Source organism: Paenibacillus sp. fava2 (assembly GCF_058313675.1).
The window spans coordinates 4,549,807-4,565,082 of record NZ_CM177755.1; the positions used below are offsets into that span (position 1 = coordinate 4,549,807).

A 15,276-nucleotide genomic window follows, 5' to 3' on the forward strand; every position below is an offset into this window, starting at 1 on the left:
AGGGATGACACTCCTTAGTTTTTTGGGTTAATAGAGCAGATTAATATAGCAGATTAGGAAAGGCGGCTCCCAGCGGGAACAGCAGGCTGATATATACTGCGGAGAAGGCAACAAACATCCAATCCCGGCGCTGCATGGCCAGATAGGACAGACGCAGCTTTTTAACCTTCGGGTTATTGACGGCATAAGTGTAGCCTCTGGTCTCCAGCGCTTCAACCGTGGTGCGTGAACGCTTGGCTGTGTTCAGCATCAGCGGATAGAAGACCAGTACGAGAATCCGCAGGTAATACGCGGCGGTCCGCAGGTAGAGAAACCCGTGCTTCGTTGGCCGCTGCCCCCTGAGCCTGAAGGAGAGCAGAATCTGGTGGAATTCCTCCAGCAGCGTCGGCAGAATACGGTAGCCATACGACAGGCTAAAGGCAAAAGCATCGGGGACGCCAAGAGCGGACAACCCGTCACTCAAACGCTCCGGGTCTAGGCTGGAGAAGACCGTGATGCTTGCCAGTGAAATAACAGACAGCTTCAGTGTCAAGGTCAGCATCGGCAGCAGCGATTCAGCGCCTCCGCCAAAGAAGAGCGACAACAGGAACATCCAGCCGATCTGGCTGACCAGACCGAGGCAGAGAATGAACACAATGTACGGACTGACTTTGGACAGTACAGTCGTAACCACCATAAAGACAAACATTCCGAGCAGGATCGTGCGGTTATAGATGAACCACGGCGTAATGGCAAAGAATAAGTACCAGATCAGCAGCATCCGCGGGTCAAGCCTGCCCAGAAACGTGCTGCTGCTGTTATACGCGGTGCCGAGCAGCTCCAGCTTGATGTGCTCAACGGAAATTTTGCCCAGCGCCCGTTTAACGGCTTCCACCATGTACAAGCTCCCCCTTTCTCCATTCTGTCATAGCAGTGAATTCCTCCAGGCTGCTGCAGATTTGCGGCAGGTTCAGCAGCCGGCTCATTTCCATGAGCTGGGTTTCGGCCAGCCCGGCGCGCCGCAGCAGCTGCCCATCTGAAAATATAGCCTCCTTATCACCGTCGGCTATAATCCGGCCTTCGCTCATCACGATGATCCGGCTGGCCCACTCGGCCACCAGAGCCATGTCATGCGTAGCGATGACAACCGTCTCGACATGGCCGCGCAGTGCTTCAAGCACCCGGGTCATCTCCTGCTTCGTCGAAATATCCAGATTGGCGGTCGGTTCATCCAGCAGCATGACTGCCGGACGGACGGCTGCGCCAATCGCCAGCGACACCCTGCGCTGCTGTCCGCCGCTGAGCAGCCGGGCATCCCGTTCAGCCAGCTCCTGCAGGCGGAAGGCCTGCAGCATCTCTTCCACTCTTGCGTCCAGATCTGCGAGCTTTCTCGCTTTCAGGTAATAAGCGATCTCCCCGCGCACCGAATCGTCAATGAACATATCCTCGGGGTTCTGGAACACATAAGACACGATGCCCGACAGCCGCTCCGGCGGCAGTCCGTTCACGGTAATGTCTTTGACCTGAACAGTACCACCGGTCGGTGCAGTGATTCCGGCAATCAGCTTCATCAGCGAGGACTTGCCCGCTCCATTGTTCCCGATTAGCGCTACACGCTCCCCGGCGTACAGCTCCAGATTAACACCGCTGAGCACCGGCTGCAGCGTCTTGTGGATCGTCCGGTATGAGAGCCGGATCTGCTCCATCCGGACAATTGGCTCTGCCTGGGTTTGGCTGACCGCCGCTTCCGTTGCCGCATGCATTGCGGAGTCTGGCGGTGCTGCGGGATCAGCTGCGGCCGAAGCCGCTGCCAGAGTCCGGCCATTGGCAGCACTGGCAGAGTCGGCGGCACTCACAGCGTCAGCCCGCCGCCCAAACCATGCCCGCCCCTCCTCACAGCTGAGCGGATACTCTCCCGCGGCCTGCCGGTCCGGCCGGAGCAGCCAGGCCGCCCGGGTGACATCGGGCGGATAGATTCCTAAGGCCAGCAGCTCCTCCACCGAGGTGAGCGCTTCACGGACCGGCTTCTGCCAGCGCAGCCGTCCGCCGTCCATCAGCACCACCGAGCGGCAGTACTCCGCGATGAACTCCGCGTGATGCTCGATCACCACAATCGTCTTGCCGTGCTGCTCATTCAGCCGGCGCAGAATATCATAGATCTGCCGGGCATGCTGCGGATCGAGCTGGGCCACCGGCTCGTCGATGACCAGAATGTCCGGGTCCATCGCCAGTGCTCCGGCCAGGGCGAGCAGATGCTTTTGCCCGCCGCTGAGCTGCCAGATGAATTCACGGCTCAGGCCGCTGAGTCCGGTAAGCTCCAGCGCACGCCATCCCCGCTCCCGGTAATCAACCAGCCCGTAATTGAGCGGTGTGAAGCACACATCATCCAGCACCGTCGGCCGGACCAGTTGGTTCTCGAAATCCTGATACACATAGCCGATATGCCGGGACAGCTCGCTGACCCGCTTCCCTTCCGCAGATTCGCCCAGCAGCTTAAGCTCACCCTCGAAGTCTCCAGTGTAATAATGCGGAATCAGGCCGTTAAAACATTTGCACAGCGTCGATTTGCCCGAGCCGTTGCTGCCGATGACCGCCACGAAGTCCCCCTGCTGCAGGGTGAACGAAACCTCCTGCAGCACCGGCTGTTCCGCACCGGGATAGGTGAATGACACATTGCTCAGTTCTAGCAGCGGCTTACCCATCCAGCTGCCCCGCTTCCTGCCGCCTGCGTGAAGCCTTCCGCAGGATCACTGTTAGCACTACCGCCGCAACCACTGCGGCTGCCAGCATGCTGATCCAGATCAGCATCCCCTCATTCGACTCTGCCCCCGGCAGCTCGAATTCGCCGATGCTCCAGCCCGACTCGGACAGCAGCTCTGCCCCCATCGCAATCAGGGCCAGCAGAATGGCGCCGCCCAGCAGCTTCGGAGACAGCCACGATTTGCCGCCGGAGGCATATTGCATATTCCGTTCGCGCGGCTTCATGCCGAGCAGCGGTTCGATTTTACCGTACAAGCGGGGTACCAGATACATTGTCGGCAGCAGCGCGAACAGAATGCCCGAGAACAGCACATCATTCAGAAATCCGACACCTTCGATGATGACGATACTTTCCGCCAACCCCTGCACTGCCTCAAGCTCCTCCACACCGACCCACACCTTAGCAATGTCGATGACCGAGCTGCAGAACTGGTGAATCGCCACCCCGCTGATCGCCGCGATGCCGACCTGCCTGCGGTTTTTGGGATCGGACACCATCCGGCCGGCGATATACATCGCGAGCGAGAACGTAATGAATTTTTCCAGCTCACCCAGCCCGCCGAACTGCCCCAGCATCAGCTCCCCGAAGATTACCTCGCCAACCGCCGCCCCCACAGCCGCATACAGCGGATGAAACAGCATGCATAGCGTCAGCGGAATGAAAGCGAAATACTCGACCGACAGCTCAATCGGCCCCAGCTGGACACTCGGAATCAGCTCCGTGAACATGTTGGACAACCCGTAGAGTGACATGGACAGCACGAAGATCATCATTTTCTGCGATTGGGTCAGCGTGTAGCGCGTTTTTAACGTACTCATTTCGTAATGGCCCCCTTCAAGAATTTAACTTAAGTATAGAAAGAGCGTGTCAGCACAGCTTTTCCCGTTTGTTAAGAGGGTGTAATCTTTTTTCCATGTTTTTTAACGCTGTAAAAATATTTACATCACACTGGCAGGCTATAGTGGAGAAGCATCATCATCCCAGGAGGACAATTGCCTATGTACAAGGACTGGAACCGCCGTCCCTTTTCCCCGAACCAGCGGGTGATTGCCGATTTTATTCAAAAGAATGAGCTGCGCGTCCTCTACATGACCGAGCAGGAAATGGCCGACGAGCTGGGCATCAGCATTGCCTCGGTATCCCGCTTCTGGAAAGCGGCCGGCTACCGCCACGCCAAGGACTTCAAGAACAGCCTGCGCTTCCGCTTCGAGTCTACCCCGTCTGAAAAAATGCGCGATGCCATGCAGCGGACCGGCGGCAGCTCCCTCCCGCAAATGCTGCTGGATGTGGCCTCACATCACCTGCAGGAGACAAACCGTTATTTGAACGAAGCCCACCTTGAGCGTGCAGTAGCCGCCCTGTCCGCTGCCCGGCATATTTACATTTACAGCCCCGGCCCCTGTGCCGGTCTGGCTGAGCTGATGTCTTACCGGATGGCCCGCTACGGGCTGAATCTGAAACGGATGGCCCCCAGCGGCCATGAGCTGATGGAGTCCCTGATGCATGCCGGCAAAAAGGATGTGGTGCTCGTCTTCGGCTTCGTCCAGCTGCTGCCCGAAACGGATGTTATCCTCGACTATGCGCGGGAGGCAGGTTATTTCGTCATCCTGATTACCGACAGGCTAGTCTATCCCCGTTCACAGGACGCCGATATTGTGCTGTACGCCGGGCGGGGCGAGGTATGGGAGTTTCATTCAATGGTTGGACCCACCTACATTATCGAGAATCTGATCCTCGGCGTCGGCCTGCTGAGCAAGGACCGCAGCCTGAAGAAGCTCGACAAGCTGCAGCAGCTGCGTGCAAGGTATGGCAGCAGGCTGCCGCGGAGCTGACACAGATGGACAGCAAAAAGACGCCTGCGCAGGACTTGTCTGTCCTGGTACAGGCGTCTTTTTATGGATCGCGTTAATCTAATTGGATTTTCGTCACTTGATTTCACTACTTTTTTATATTTCCGACATTTAGTTGGAAATACGACATCTATATAAAGCTATTTACCGCTCTAAAGGCCATTCCGGCAAAATGAAGTGACGTTTTTCCAATTAGTTTCCTGATATCGGGTTTTATCAGAAAATTAGATGGCGAATTTCCATTTAGTATGAATTCAGCTCAACAAAACACTTCAACTGCAATCACAATACGCCCCATTTACACAGCATCCGGCTCCGCCGTAACAATACTAGGCACCGTTTCAATCGCTACATTTCCCGCAACAGCCCGCGAGATCATGCACGACTCCTCAGCCTTATGTGCCAGCCGCTCTGCCTTCGTCCGTTCAGCCTCGGTCACATCTGCTCTTAGCACAATCCTCGGCTTATGCGTGATTCGTTCGTAAGTGAACACATTATTCGTGACATCAACAGTGGCCTCAGACTCCAGGGTCAGACTCTCAGGTGTAATCTCAGAACGCTCCATCATCGCCGCCAGCGTGATCAGATAGCAGGTAGCCGCCGCCCCCAGCAGCATCTCGTCAGGATTCGTACCAGTCCCCGGGCCGCCCATTTCCTGCGGTATCGAAATGACAGTTTTGAGCCCGCCTGCGTCAATCTGCCCCTCACTGTTACGCCCGCCGTTCCATACCGCTTTTAAATGAAAAGGATGTTTCATCTCACTTGTTCATTCCTCTCTATATCATTACTGAATCCCTGCTGTACCGAACGTAGCCTCAATAGCGCTTTTATAGTTTGTCCATTCAAAATAAAAAGGCCCGGCCTTTACAGGCTCATTATTACTCCCCAGCCGGAAATCCTTCCAGATGACCACATCGTCCTCCCTGTCGATTTTAACAGAGATATAGCCGCATTCCTCATCCGCGCACCAGGGGCAGACTAATACCGGGTATCTATAGAACATATACTCATGAGGTTGCTTTAATAAAAAATAATCAATCATGCGCCGTTGATACGCCTCACTCCCCCAGCCAAGCGCCGGGACCAGATCATGCTTTTTAAGCTTCTGGTACAGGGAATGCCCGTCAATAATCAGATCAGCAAACCTGCTATTTTTATTTCCTTCCCGCGCAGGATCGGATTCATCGAACCGGGTTCCGGGTCTGACAGCTAAGAGACTTATTGTTCTCATCGCTTCTCCTTATCAGCTGAAATAATGAAGCAGACGCTATGCCGTATTATACCATGGCAAAACAGCAACTCAAGCTCCCCTAATCTGTCTTTATATTTCACAACTCCATATATTTACATATTTTGTTACATATGCTATATTCACTATGAAAGCGCCATCATGAGTCAGTAGACTAGAAGTTATTCATCCTATTTCATTATGGAAAGGAAGATGACGATGAAAGATTTAGTCAAAAAAGCAGGCGCAATGATGCTCGTAGTTACTCTGCTGCTTGGAATGGTGAGGATTGCACCCGCTCACGCAGAAGCCCCGCTGTACACAATCGAAAGCGAAAATGCCCAGCTCAGCTCCGACCTCCAGGTAGTTACGCAGATTTACGGAACACCTAAGCCCGGTTACTCCGGAAGCGGCTTTGTCTGGATGCAGAACTCAGGCACGTTAACCTTCTCAGTCACTGTCCCGGAAACCGGCATGTACTCCATCAGTACCCGGTATATGCAAGAGCTCAGCGCTGACGGCAGACAGCAGTCTCTGACGGTTAACGGCGTTACCAAGGGCTCGTATATGCTGCCCTACACAACCACCTGGAAGGATTTCGATTTCGGCTTCCAAAAGCTGAATCAGGGCGTCAACACCATCCAGATCAAGGCAGGCTGGGGCTTCGCGTACTTCGATACCTTTACGGTCGATTATGCTGATCTCGATCCTCTGAATGTGCAGCCTGTCCTCTCCGATCCGCAAGCCACCCCGGAAGCCCAGCTGCTGATGAACTATTTGACAGAAGTCTACGGTAATCATATTATTTCCGGCCAGCAGGAGATTTACGGCGGCGGGAATGACGGCAATGCCGAGCTTGAGTTCGACTGGATTCACAATCTGACCGGCAAATATCCGGCGATCCGCGGCTTTGACTTCATGAACTATAATCCGCTGTATGGCTGGGAGGATGGAACAACGAGCCGGATGATCGACTGGGTCAACAACCGCGGGGGAATCGCAACAGCCTCCTGGCATATCAATGTGCCCCGTGATTTCACTGCCTATCAGGCCGGCGATTTTGTAGACTGGAAGAAAGCCACCTACAAGCCGACAGAAACCAATTTTAATACAGCCAATGCAGTCGTTCCCGGCACCAAAGAATATCAGTATGTGATGGCTGCTATCGATGATCTGGCGGAACAGCTGCTGATTTTGCAGGATAACAACGTTCCTGTCCTATTCCGTCCTTACCATGAGGCAGAGGGCAACGGCGGGTTGAACGGGGAAGGCGCCTGGTTCTGGTGGGCATCGGCCGGGGCTGAGGTGTACAAGCAGCTGTGGGATCAGATCTATACCAAGCTCACAGAAACGTATGGCCTGCACAACCTAATCTGGACCTACAACAGCTATGTATACAGCACCTCTCCGGCGTGGTACCCGGGCAATGACCAGGTCGATCTGGTCGGCTACGATAAATACAATACGATTTACAACCGCTATGACGGCTTGTCCGGTGTGCCGAATGAGGATGCGATTACTTCCATTTTTTATCAGCTGGTTGGATTAACCGGCGGTACCAAAATGGTAGCGATGACGGAAAACGACACCATTCCGAGTGTAAAGAACCTGACCGAGGAAAAATCCGGCTGGCTCTACTTCCTGCCTTGGTACGGTGAACATCTTATGAGCACTGCTTTTAATCATCCGGCGACTCTGACGACGCTCTACCAGAGCAATTATGTTATTACACTGGACGAGCTGCCTGACCTGAGTGTGAATAACCCCATACCAAATGCATCCATCACACCGTCAAGCATTGAGTTCGACAAATACACGCCTAATCAGAGTGACAAGGCCATAACCATGAATCCTAACGGCAATACACTAACCGCTCTCCGGGCAGGCACTGCCGCCTTGACTGCAATGCAGGACTACACCCTGAACGGAAATACGCTGACTCTGAAAAAAGCGTACCTGGCTCAGCTGCCGGTTGGCGAGCATTCGATCGTGCTGGATTTTAACCAGGGACAAGACCCTGTCCTGAAGGTGAAAATCATTGATTCAACACCGGGCGCAGCAGACGCTACAATCTCGCCGGTAACCGCAGCCTTTGACAAAGCAGCCTCGCTTCAGCAGAACATTTCAGTAGCCCTTACCCTGAACGGGCTCCAGCTGACCAGTGTGACCAAAGGAACCGCTGCTCTTGTCTCCGGCCAGGATTATACGGCAACAGGCACTGCTGTTGTTCTGAAAAAATCGTATCTTGCCACACTGCCAACCGGCCAGCATGTGCTAACCTTTCATTTTAACTCGGGAAATAATGCCATTCTTACCGTAAATGTGACGGACAGCAGCGTTACCGTACCGTCAGGAAACCTGACGATTCAAGCCTTCAATGGCAACACCAGTGCCTCCAGCAACGGCATTTCACCAAAATTCAAAGTGATCAACAACGGAACTTCCGCGATCCAGCTTAGTGACGTCAAGCTCCGGTATTACTACACCATCGACGGGGACAAAGCACAGAGCTTCTGGAGTGACTGGGCCAGTGTCGGAAGCGCAAATGTCACCGCTAATTTCGTGAAGCTGGCAACTCCGGTTGCCGGAGCGGATTATGCGCTGGAGATCGGCTTTACGAGTGCAGCGGGATCGCTAAATCCCGGCCAGAGCGCAGAAATCCAGACCCGGTTCTCCAAAACTGACTGGTCCAACTATAATCAGGCTGACGACTACTCCTTCAAGGCCTCCGGCACCCAGTTCGCCAACCATGATAAAGTCACCGGTTATGTGAGCGGGCAGCTGGTGTGGGGAATTGAGCCTTAGGCAGGCAAAAAAGTGGATCAGGGGATTTCCCCTGGTCCACTCTTTTTTCACCGGAAAGAACGATTCGATGCTGATTAATGATAGTGTATGGATTGCCGCCAAAAGTACATCAACATACCCAGCAGCGTTATCAATAGCGTAATACGTATTGAGTTAATTCCTCCAAGTCATTTATAATTGCGTCGGCATTAACCTCTTGACAAAATTGTTGATTTCGCTTCCATACTGCTTTGATACCTACATCGCGACTCGCTTTTATATCGTTTTCCGGGTGGTCACCTACAAACAGTGCGTCTTCTGCTCTCACTCCCAGTTTGGACAGAGCTCGAATGAAAATCTCTGGGTTTGGCTTTCGAAGTCCTTCCCATTCTGATATCAGAACCTCGTCGAATAGATGACTAATACCCAGTGCTTTAAAATTATCATACTGGAACTGTCCATAACCATTAGAAATCAGCGCTAACTTTACTCCGTTGTTCTTTAATTCAGTAAGCATAGTTATCATATTAGGAAAACCTATGCAATGCCTTTGAAAACTAATTAAGTAATCACTTAGAAGCTCAGTCCACTCCATATCTTGAATTGAGAACTCACCAATAAGCTGCTGGTAAACCTTATCTTTCCAAACATATCCGTGATTATCAAGCTCGATAAACCGCCGTACAAAAATGTCTTTCTCTACTAATTGAAGTTGTGAAAACCGATCGTACTGGTCACGAGCAAAAAAGACAAGCGAAGCATCAAGGTTCAATAACGTACCATCTAAATCAAAGAGCACCGCTTTAATATCCATGTCTTTAGCCCTTCTGTAAACTCTAATTTATTCAGATTCCATCCGCAATAAGCCGTTCATGCATTCACCGGTTTGTATGTTCTTTTGCCTTAACGTCTCGATATTTTGGTAAGTGAAAAAACTGGAAATCCATTTGGAACGATTCGGAAAAACAACAATAACATCAGAGTTTCCATCCTTATGATTCCATGAGCCTACGGGCCACATTTCAGCTTCTATCCATATATAACGATTCGAAAAGTTCATATCCAGTCTCCTAGCGTAAAACTCTCTACTCCTCAACCTCAAATATTGAATCAATTATAATGAGAAGATTGTCTCTAACCGAAACAGCTCCAAAGACTGAACGTGCATGGACCCCTTTTTCTCCGAAAACATCCAGCATAAGATCTGAGCAACCATTCAACACTTTATGATGTTCTTCAAAATTAGCATCTGCATTAACAAAACCCTGAATTTTAACCACTCGTTTCACTTTATCCAGTGTTTCTAAAGCTGTTTGTAGTACAGCCAAAATTTCAATCCCTGATTGTCGTGCAAATTCATAACCTTCTGCAGTTGTATAATCCTGACCTAGCTTCCCTTTAGGTGTTCCAGCAGGTCCCTTGCCAGAAACAAACAATAACCCGTTTACTTTTATGAAGTTTGCGTACTTGGCTGCTGGTTCGCTTGCACTCTGAAGAACAATTCCTAATGTTGCTATTCTACTGGCTACTGTTTGTTCAGTCATGTTCAATCACCTCGCTATTCTGATTTGGAAGAATTATACTACCCTATCAGTAAAGGAGCAACCATTTGTGCTTGACTGGTCTCAAGTTCTTTGATTTTGTGTTTTAACGTTTCGGTGAGTATGTCCTTATTCACATCGATCCTCTTGCGGTTATATGAATGGTTACATAAACCCGCTTTCGAAACCACCTGATTCTTCTGATACTTGAAATTGATACTCTTGTTGGATAAAATCCCCATAGGGAAAGTGTTCTTAGATACCTTTAAATATGGGTGGTTAATTCAGAACCGTTTCCAATGCCATTAATGGTGCAATCTTGTTGCGGAACCGTGTTGATTCTCTATTTACCTTAGGAGGGAATATCATTCTAACAGGCGATGTAATTGAGGCATATAACCGTAATTATTTGGATGCTGACTTGTTGAATAGATGGGCAATTGCACTCCTTGAGAGCGGAATTGAAGGAGATGCCGTTCTTGTCGCAGCTTCGTGTCCAGACTTATCTTGGCATGAGGTCCCTGTCTATTTTAGAAGAATACTGAGATATAATGAGCGCATCTGACCGGGTTTACTTGTTATTACACTAATTCGAAACACTATCTCAATAAGATGCCGTGATCAGCGGCGTTATTGCGTTAACGTGCAGGATACTGGTAATCTTTTTAGTAAATTTATATAGAAGCTCACCTAAGGAGGCGTTAAGAAATTGTACATTGACAGAATAAACACACTCATGGCGAGTGATATTCTAAGCTGGAAGTATGATGAACCCTATGACTTTTACAACAATGAATTCAGCGAGGAAGCGGTAAGCGAAATGCTTGAGGATTCCTATTTGGGAGTATTTGATACCGAAAAGCGATTAGTAGGATTCTTTTGTTTAGGATTAGCAGCACAGGTTCCCAATGATGAATACGTTTATTCGAAACAATATATCGATATCGGAATAGGAATGAGACCCGAGTATACAGGTCAGGGAAATGGCTTCTCGTTCCTGGCGTTTGTTCTTAGCTATATTAGTAAAACGTACGGAAACACTCCCAGACGACTAACCGTTGCAAAGTTTAATCTCAGGGCGATCCGTCTATATGAACAATTCAGCTTCCACCGTGAGAGCGAATTTGTTAAAGGGACAATAGCATTCGTAACGATGATACAAGAAAATGATTCTTTTAGTGAACCCGACTAAAGCTTTATTTCACCTACCCGTTATACCTCCAACACCAGCGTTCTTCAGCCCTGCTATTGTTATACATTGGCATATTACCGATAACACGCAGCTGACCGCAGCAAGCCCCATCCATATAAACACTGCAGAAGACATCCACACGCTGATCATGTAGTAATTGTATTGAATCAGATAAGGCCAGAGTACTATCAGCACCAGTAGCAGGAGTCTAAAACTGAGAACGAGCCTAGCTATTATTCGTTTTCGGCGTCTTAACCGTTCGTTTTGAATATCCCCCATTCTTCCTCCGGCCAGTCTAATCCCCTTAAGGGTTACGCTAATAGCCGCCAGCAGAGCTAAGAACGAGAACACCACATCAATTAAAGTATATGTATCATCGTATTTATAGGCTTTCATGGCATTGCCGTTTACATTTTCATATATGTTACTTGCAATCAGCAACGGAGCCGCCGAATTCAGGTTGGCCAGTACAAACACAGCTGTCTGCTGTTCCAGATCGATGATGACCTGCGAGGAATAGTTAGGATTACTTCCGGTATGGCGGATCATCTGATGGTCCGGCTCATTGCTCCAGCCATAGGAATAATATCGGCCTTCCGCTTCCACCCCTGCTGTCTCCGGTCTTGCTTCATGTGATTGTCTGATTGCCTTTCTTAGAGCATCCGGTATATTCCCGATATCCAGTTGGGCATGAACCCAGCGCTCCAAATCCTTAACATTCGTTACCAGGTACCCGGCAGCTATATTACCGTAATATCTGGGCGCGTTGTACGCTATGCTTTTACCAAAAAACACGCGATAGCCCGTGCTGAGCTGCTCAGGTTCCTTTTCCTGCCCTGTGGCAAAATAACTGTCTGTCATACCTAAAGGCATTAGAATATTCTGCCCTACGTAATCCTGATAGCTCATACCTGTAATTTGCTCAATAATCATTGCCAAAATATCATAATTAACCGTCGCATACTGATATCCGGTGCCGGGGTATGTATCCAGTGCAATATCAGAAATCTTATGTATGGTGTCCTCGAGCAGCTCCGGCGCAGTACCTTCAGGAATGAACCGGATGCTCCAGGCCGGAATTCCGCTGGTATGAGCCAGCAGCTGATTGATCGTAATCTCTGCCTTGTTCCCTCTAAAAGCAGGCCCGAACCATGGCAGATACTCTGTAACATGATCCGAATACGCCAAACGGCCCTCCTGCTCCAGCAAAATAACAGCCAGCGCCGTAAAGGCCTTCGTAGTCGAACCCAGCTCAAAAAGGGTAGCTTCAGTGACCTGCTTTTGCTGCTCAGCATCTGCGTATCCGTAGACCTTAAACTCAGATTTCCCCTGCTTGGTTATTAAAGCCGCTGCACCCGGAGTAGCTGTTTTGAGCATGACGCTTTCTGCCATTTCATCTACTGTCCCATACTCTCCTGCCATGAACAGGTTCCCCAGCCCCTGCCAGCAGAACGCCGTAAATATCGCAATTATGAGGACCAGACAGCCTAAGACCATCCCTTTTCCCCTAAAAAATCTCCTCATTGCTTCTCTCTCCTTCTAATCATCCGATCCCCGCAAGCTCCATATTCAGATATTTCATTATATAGAGTTTGACGATCTATTCATTCACTTCACTGCGTCCTGCAAGCATCCTCGCATAAAAAAGCCCCCGCCAAAAAATAAGCAGAAGCTTTGCATCCTCATTATTCACCTTAAAATCCCCGCACAGCCTACCGGTTCAAAATCACATTCACTTCCTCAGCCAGCTTATCCAGGCTCTCCTGAATGTTCAGGTTCTCCAGCCAGATTTCGTTGATCCGGCCGCCCATCAGGTCCTCGATCTCGTGGTATGCGCCGGTCATTGGACGCATTTTGCTGAATTCGAGCTGGTCGGAAGCTACCTGGTAGCCGGGGAATGCCGCGATGGTCTCTTTCATCAGGTCCGTGTCGAGTGAAGACAAGCGGGTCGGCAGGTAGCCGGTGTTGGCAGAAGCGTAAGCAGCCTGCTCCGTATCGGACAGCCATTTCATGAATTCGAAGGCAGCCGCTTTTTCCTGATCCGATCCGGTATTAGCCAGATACGTATTGGAGCCGCCCACCGGCACGCCCCGTTTACCGTCATCACCTGTCGGGATCATCGACACGCCCAGCTCAATCCCGCTCTGCTGTGCCATACCCGCGAATGTCTTGTAACCGCCGATACTGGCAAAGATCAGGGCTGTGCTTGGCTTCGCAATCGCGGCATAGAAGGCATCCGAGTCGGTAACGCCCAGCACTTTAACCAGTCCTTTGGACTCCAGCTCTTCAATGAAGGTAATCAGCTTAACCGCGCCTTCGCTGTTGATATTTGATTCTGTTTCTTCCGCATTAACAACCGTAGTCCCGGAATAGGAATGCAGCAGCGCCTCCATCACCCAGAAATCGTAGTTGAACAGGTACATTGGCGGTTCGCCGGTAGCATCATGTGCTGCCTGCAGGTACGCTTCAAGCTCGGCAAAGGTAGCAGGGCCGTTCGCATTAAGTCCCGCTTTTGCCGCCAGCGTCTTATTCACATACATCACCGGCACACTTCTCATATGCGGAAAAGCGAACAGATCCTCACCGACGTACAGATTGCCCAGATCTCCGATCTGGAAATCAGACCGGTCAAAATCCGTAGCCTTAATATAAGGCTCCAGGTTCACAATAATATCATTGTCGGCAAAACCCTTGGTCATCGCCACTTCGTCCACAAACACATTCGGCAGCGTACCGGCAATGGCCGCGGCATTTACTTTTTGCTGCATCTCCCAATAGTCGCCCTGATACTCGGCATTAACATGAATGTTCAGCTCGGCACCCTTGGTTTCATTGAACTGGTCCACCAGCGACTGGTTCACCTCTTCAACAGCGGAGGTCCAGAATTGCAGGTCGATAGTCTGATCCCCCTTCTCATACGGTGCAGCCGATACTTCAGCATCTGTCTGTGCACAACCAGCCAACCCCATTGTTACAGGAACTGTCATCATCAGCGGCAGAACTTTCTTTTTCCACATACTCATTGTCCACTTCTCCTCCTAGAACCTTCTCTAATGTGTACTGCTGAAGCTATGGATCAGCACGGGAGCCTGCGGACGCTGCCGCTACTTCACTCCCATGTAAGTAAACGCCTTGATAATCTGCTTGCGCGCCACCACAAATACGATCAGAATCGGCACAATCAGCATCATATTACCGGCCATCACAATCTGCGGGCTTAAGCCCTCAATATCCTGCAGCCTCTGAATGCCGAGCGGCAACGTCCGGACAGCATCTGTCGTCGTCCACACCAGCGGAAAAAAGTAACTGTTCCACGTCCCGATAAACGTCAGCAGCGCAAGCGTAGACAGGGTCGGAATCGCGGCGGGCATCATGATCGTGTAGATGATTTTGAATTCTCCGGCATTATCGAGCCGCGCCGCTTCGAGCTGGGAGTCGGGAACCTGCATGAACGTCTGCCGCAGCATGAAGATGGCCGTACCGCTGGCGATAAAAGGCACAATCAGCGACACATAAGTGTTCAGCAGCCCGGACTTCGCAAACATAACGAAGATCGGCAGAAAGATCAGCTGTCCGGGGATCATCATCGTCGCCAGCACAGTCCCGAACAGCCAGTTTTTGCCCTTAAAATCATATCTCGCAAACGCATAAGCCGCCGGCACAACCACCAGCACCTGACCGATCAGCGTTCCCAGCGTAATAATCAGGGAGTTCCGCGTATAATGCAGGAAATCAATCCGGGTAAAAGCATCCTTAAAATTCTGCCACTGCAGCGACTGGACCCAGAATTTCGGCGGCATCGCCAGGACTTCGCCCAATGTTTTGAAGGCGGTCAGGATCATCCAGTAGAACGGCGTCAGGAAGATGACGATCAGCAGCACCGAGATGAGGATACGCAGCACCAGCCCGGGCGCTCTTATCAATGTTTTCACAAGTCTGCT

General features: G+C 50.7%; 13 protein-coding genes. 3 read left to right on the top strand and 10 right to left on the bottom strand.

The annotated features are described in order from the left end of the window. Nucleotides 1–40: 40 nt before the first annotated feature. Genes AC4G46_RS19840 through AC4G46_RS19850 form a run of 3 tightly spaced genes read right to left on the bottom strand, consistent with a single transcriptional unit; the run spans nucleotide 41 to nucleotide 3,558 of the window. The gene (locus AC4G46_RS19840; protein WP_491124218.1) at nucleotides 41–877 is read right to left on the bottom strand and encodes an energy-coupling factor transporter transmembrane component T family protein; all 837 of its coding nucleotides are present in this window, start codon (nucleotides 875–877) and stop codon (nucleotides 41–43) included. Next, nucleotides 861–2,681 (bottom strand): ABC transporter ATP-binding protein, encoded by a 1,821-nt coding sequence (locus AC4G46_RS19845; protein ID WP_491124219.1) that lies wholly within the window; start codon nucleotides 2,679–2,681, stop codon nucleotides 861–863. Before AC4G46_RS19845 ends, AC4G46_RS19840 begins: the two co-directional genes overlap by 17 nt. Then, a complete protein-coding gene (locus AC4G46_RS19850) occupies nucleotides 2,674–3,558 on the bottom strand; it encodes a DUF8171 family membrane protein (protein ID WP_491124220.1) in 885 nt (294 codons plus the stop codon). The genes AC4G46_RS19845 and AC4G46_RS19850 overlap by 8 nt, the downstream gene beginning before the upstream one ends. A 180-nt stretch (nucleotides 3,559–3,738) precedes the next feature. Between AC4G46_RS19850 and AC4G46_RS19855 the strand changes: the two genes are divergently transcribed. Next, the gene (locus tag AC4G46_RS19855; protein ID WP_491124221.1) at nucleotides 3,739–4,572 is read left to right on the top strand and encodes a MurR/RpiR family transcriptional regulator; all 834 of its coding nucleotides are present in this window, start codon (nucleotides 3,739–3,741) and stop codon (nucleotides 4,570–4,572) included. Between the two features lie 316 nt (nucleotides 4,573–4,888). On the opposite strand, the gene AC4G46_RS19860 is transcribed toward AC4G46_RS19855, so the two are convergent. Beyond that, nucleotides 4,889–5,347: an OsmC family protein gene (locus AC4G46_RS19860; protein ID WP_491124222.1), complete on the bottom strand. Its 459-nt coding sequence runs from the start codon at nucleotides 5,345–5,347 to the stop codon at nucleotides 4,889–4,891. 27 nt (nucleotides 5,348–5,374) lie between these two features. Then, entirely contained in the window at nucleotides 5,375–5,821 is a 447-nt protein-coding gene (locus tag AC4G46_RS19865; protein ID WP_491124223.1) for an oxidoreductase, read from the bottom strand. Nucleotides 5,822–6,037: 216 nt separating this feature from the next. Here AC4G46_RS19865 and AC4G46_RS19870 point away from each other — a divergent pair, with 216 nt between their 5' ends. Next, nucleotides 6,038–8,623 (top strand): glycosyl hydrolase, encoded by a 2,586-nt coding sequence (locus AC4G46_RS19870; protein ID WP_491124224.1) that lies wholly within the window; start codon nucleotides 6,038–6,040, stop codon nucleotides 8,621–8,623. Between the two features lie 130 nt (nucleotides 8,624–8,753). On the opposite strand, the gene AC4G46_RS19875 is transcribed toward AC4G46_RS19870, so the two are convergent. Together AC4G46_RS19875 and AC4G46_RS19880 are read right to left on the bottom strand one after the other, a co-directional pair. Continuing rightward, a complete protein-coding gene (locus tag AC4G46_RS19875) occupies nucleotides 8,754–9,416 on the bottom strand; it encodes an HAD family hydrolase (RefSeq protein ID WP_491124225.1) in 663 nt (220 codons plus the stop codon). A gap of 271 nt (nucleotides 9,417–9,687) precedes the next feature. Next, a complete protein-coding gene (locus tag AC4G46_RS19880) occupies nucleotides 9,688–10,146 on the bottom strand; it encodes a RidA family protein (protein WP_491124226.1) in 459 nt (152 codons plus the stop codon). Between the two features lie 706 nt (nucleotides 10,147–10,852). On the opposite strand from AC4G46_RS19880, the gene AC4G46_RS19885 reads away from it, so the two are divergent. Further along, nucleotides 10,853–11,335 (top strand): GNAT family N-acetyltransferase, encoded by a 483-nt coding sequence (locus tag AC4G46_RS19885; RefSeq protein ID WP_491124227.1) that lies wholly within the window; start codon nucleotides 10,853–10,855, stop codon nucleotides 11,333–11,335. Between the two features lie 9 nt (nucleotides 11,336–11,344). Here the strand turns inward: AC4G46_RS19885 and AC4G46_RS19890 are convergent, their stop codons facing one another. From AC4G46_RS19890 to AC4G46_RS19900, 3 genes are all read right to left on the bottom strand, one after another. Then, nucleotides 11,345–12,859: a serine hydrolase domain-containing protein gene (locus tag AC4G46_RS19890; protein ID WP_491124228.1), complete on the bottom strand. Its 1,515-nt coding sequence runs from the start codon at nucleotides 12,857–12,859 to the stop codon at nucleotides 11,345–11,347. 188 nt (nucleotides 12,860–13,047) lie between these two features. Next, complete coding sequence (locus AC4G46_RS19895; RefSeq protein ID WP_491124229.1) at nucleotides 13,048–14,358, bottom strand: ABC transporter substrate-binding protein; 1,311 nt, start codon at nucleotides 14,356–14,358, stop codon at nucleotides 13,048–13,050. An 81-nt stretch (nucleotides 14,359–14,439) separates the two neighbouring features. Continuing rightward, the gene (locus AC4G46_RS19900) at nucleotides 14,440–15,267 is read right to left on the bottom strand and encodes a carbohydrate ABC transporter permease (protein ID WP_491124230.1); all 828 of its coding nucleotides are present in this window, start codon (nucleotides 15,265–15,267) and stop codon (nucleotides 14,440–14,442) included. Nucleotides 15,268–15,276: the final 9 nt, after the last annotated feature.

What these genes read in the sequence shown, in the direction of transcription:
- AC4G46_RS19840 (WP_491124218.1), bottom strand. Translation starts at nt 877, where the DNA reads ATGGTGGAAGCCGTTAAACGGGCGCTGGGCAAAATTTCCGTTGAGCAC.
- AC4G46_RS19845 (WP_491124219.1), bottom strand. Translation starts at nt 2,681, where the DNA reads ATGGGTAAGCCGCTGCTAGAACTGAGCAATGTGTCATTCACCTATCCC.
- AC4G46_RS19850 (WP_491124220.1), bottom strand. Translation starts at nt 3,558, where the DNA reads ATGAGTACGTTAAAAACGCGCTACACGCTGACCCAATCGCAGAAAATG.
- AC4G46_RS19855 (WP_491124221.1), top strand. Translation starts at nt 3,739, where the DNA reads ATGTACAAGGACTGGAACCGCCGTCCCTTTTCCCCGAACCAGCGGGTG.
- AC4G46_RS19860 (WP_491124222.1), bottom strand. Translation starts at nt 5,347, where the DNA reads ATGAAACATCCTTTTCATTTAAAAGCGGTATGGAACGGCGGGCGTAAC.
- AC4G46_RS19865 (WP_491124223.1), bottom strand. Translation starts at nt 5,821, where the DNA reads ATGAGAACAATAAGTCTCTTAGCTGTCAGACCCGGAACCCGGTTCGAT.
- AC4G46_RS19870 (WP_491124224.1), top strand. Translation starts at nt 6,038, where the DNA reads ATGAAAGATTTAGTCAAAAAAGCAGGCGCAATGATGCTCGTAGTTACT.
- AC4G46_RS19875 (WP_491124225.1), bottom strand. Translation starts at nt 9,416, where the DNA reads ATGGATATTAAAGCGGTGCTCTTTGATTTAGATGGTACGTTATTGAAC.
- AC4G46_RS19880 (WP_491124226.1), bottom strand. Translation starts at nt 10,146, where the DNA reads ATGACTGAACAAACAGTAGCCAGTAGAATAGCAACATTAGGAATTGTT.
- AC4G46_RS19890 (WP_491124228.1), bottom strand. Translation starts at nt 12,859, where the DNA reads ATGAGGAGATTTTTTAGGGGAAAAGGGATGGTCTTAGGCTGTCTGGTC.
- AC4G46_RS19895 (WP_491124229.1), bottom strand. Translation starts at nt 14,358, where the DNA reads ATGAGTATGTGGAAAAAGAAAGTTCTGCCGCTGATGATGACAGTTCCT.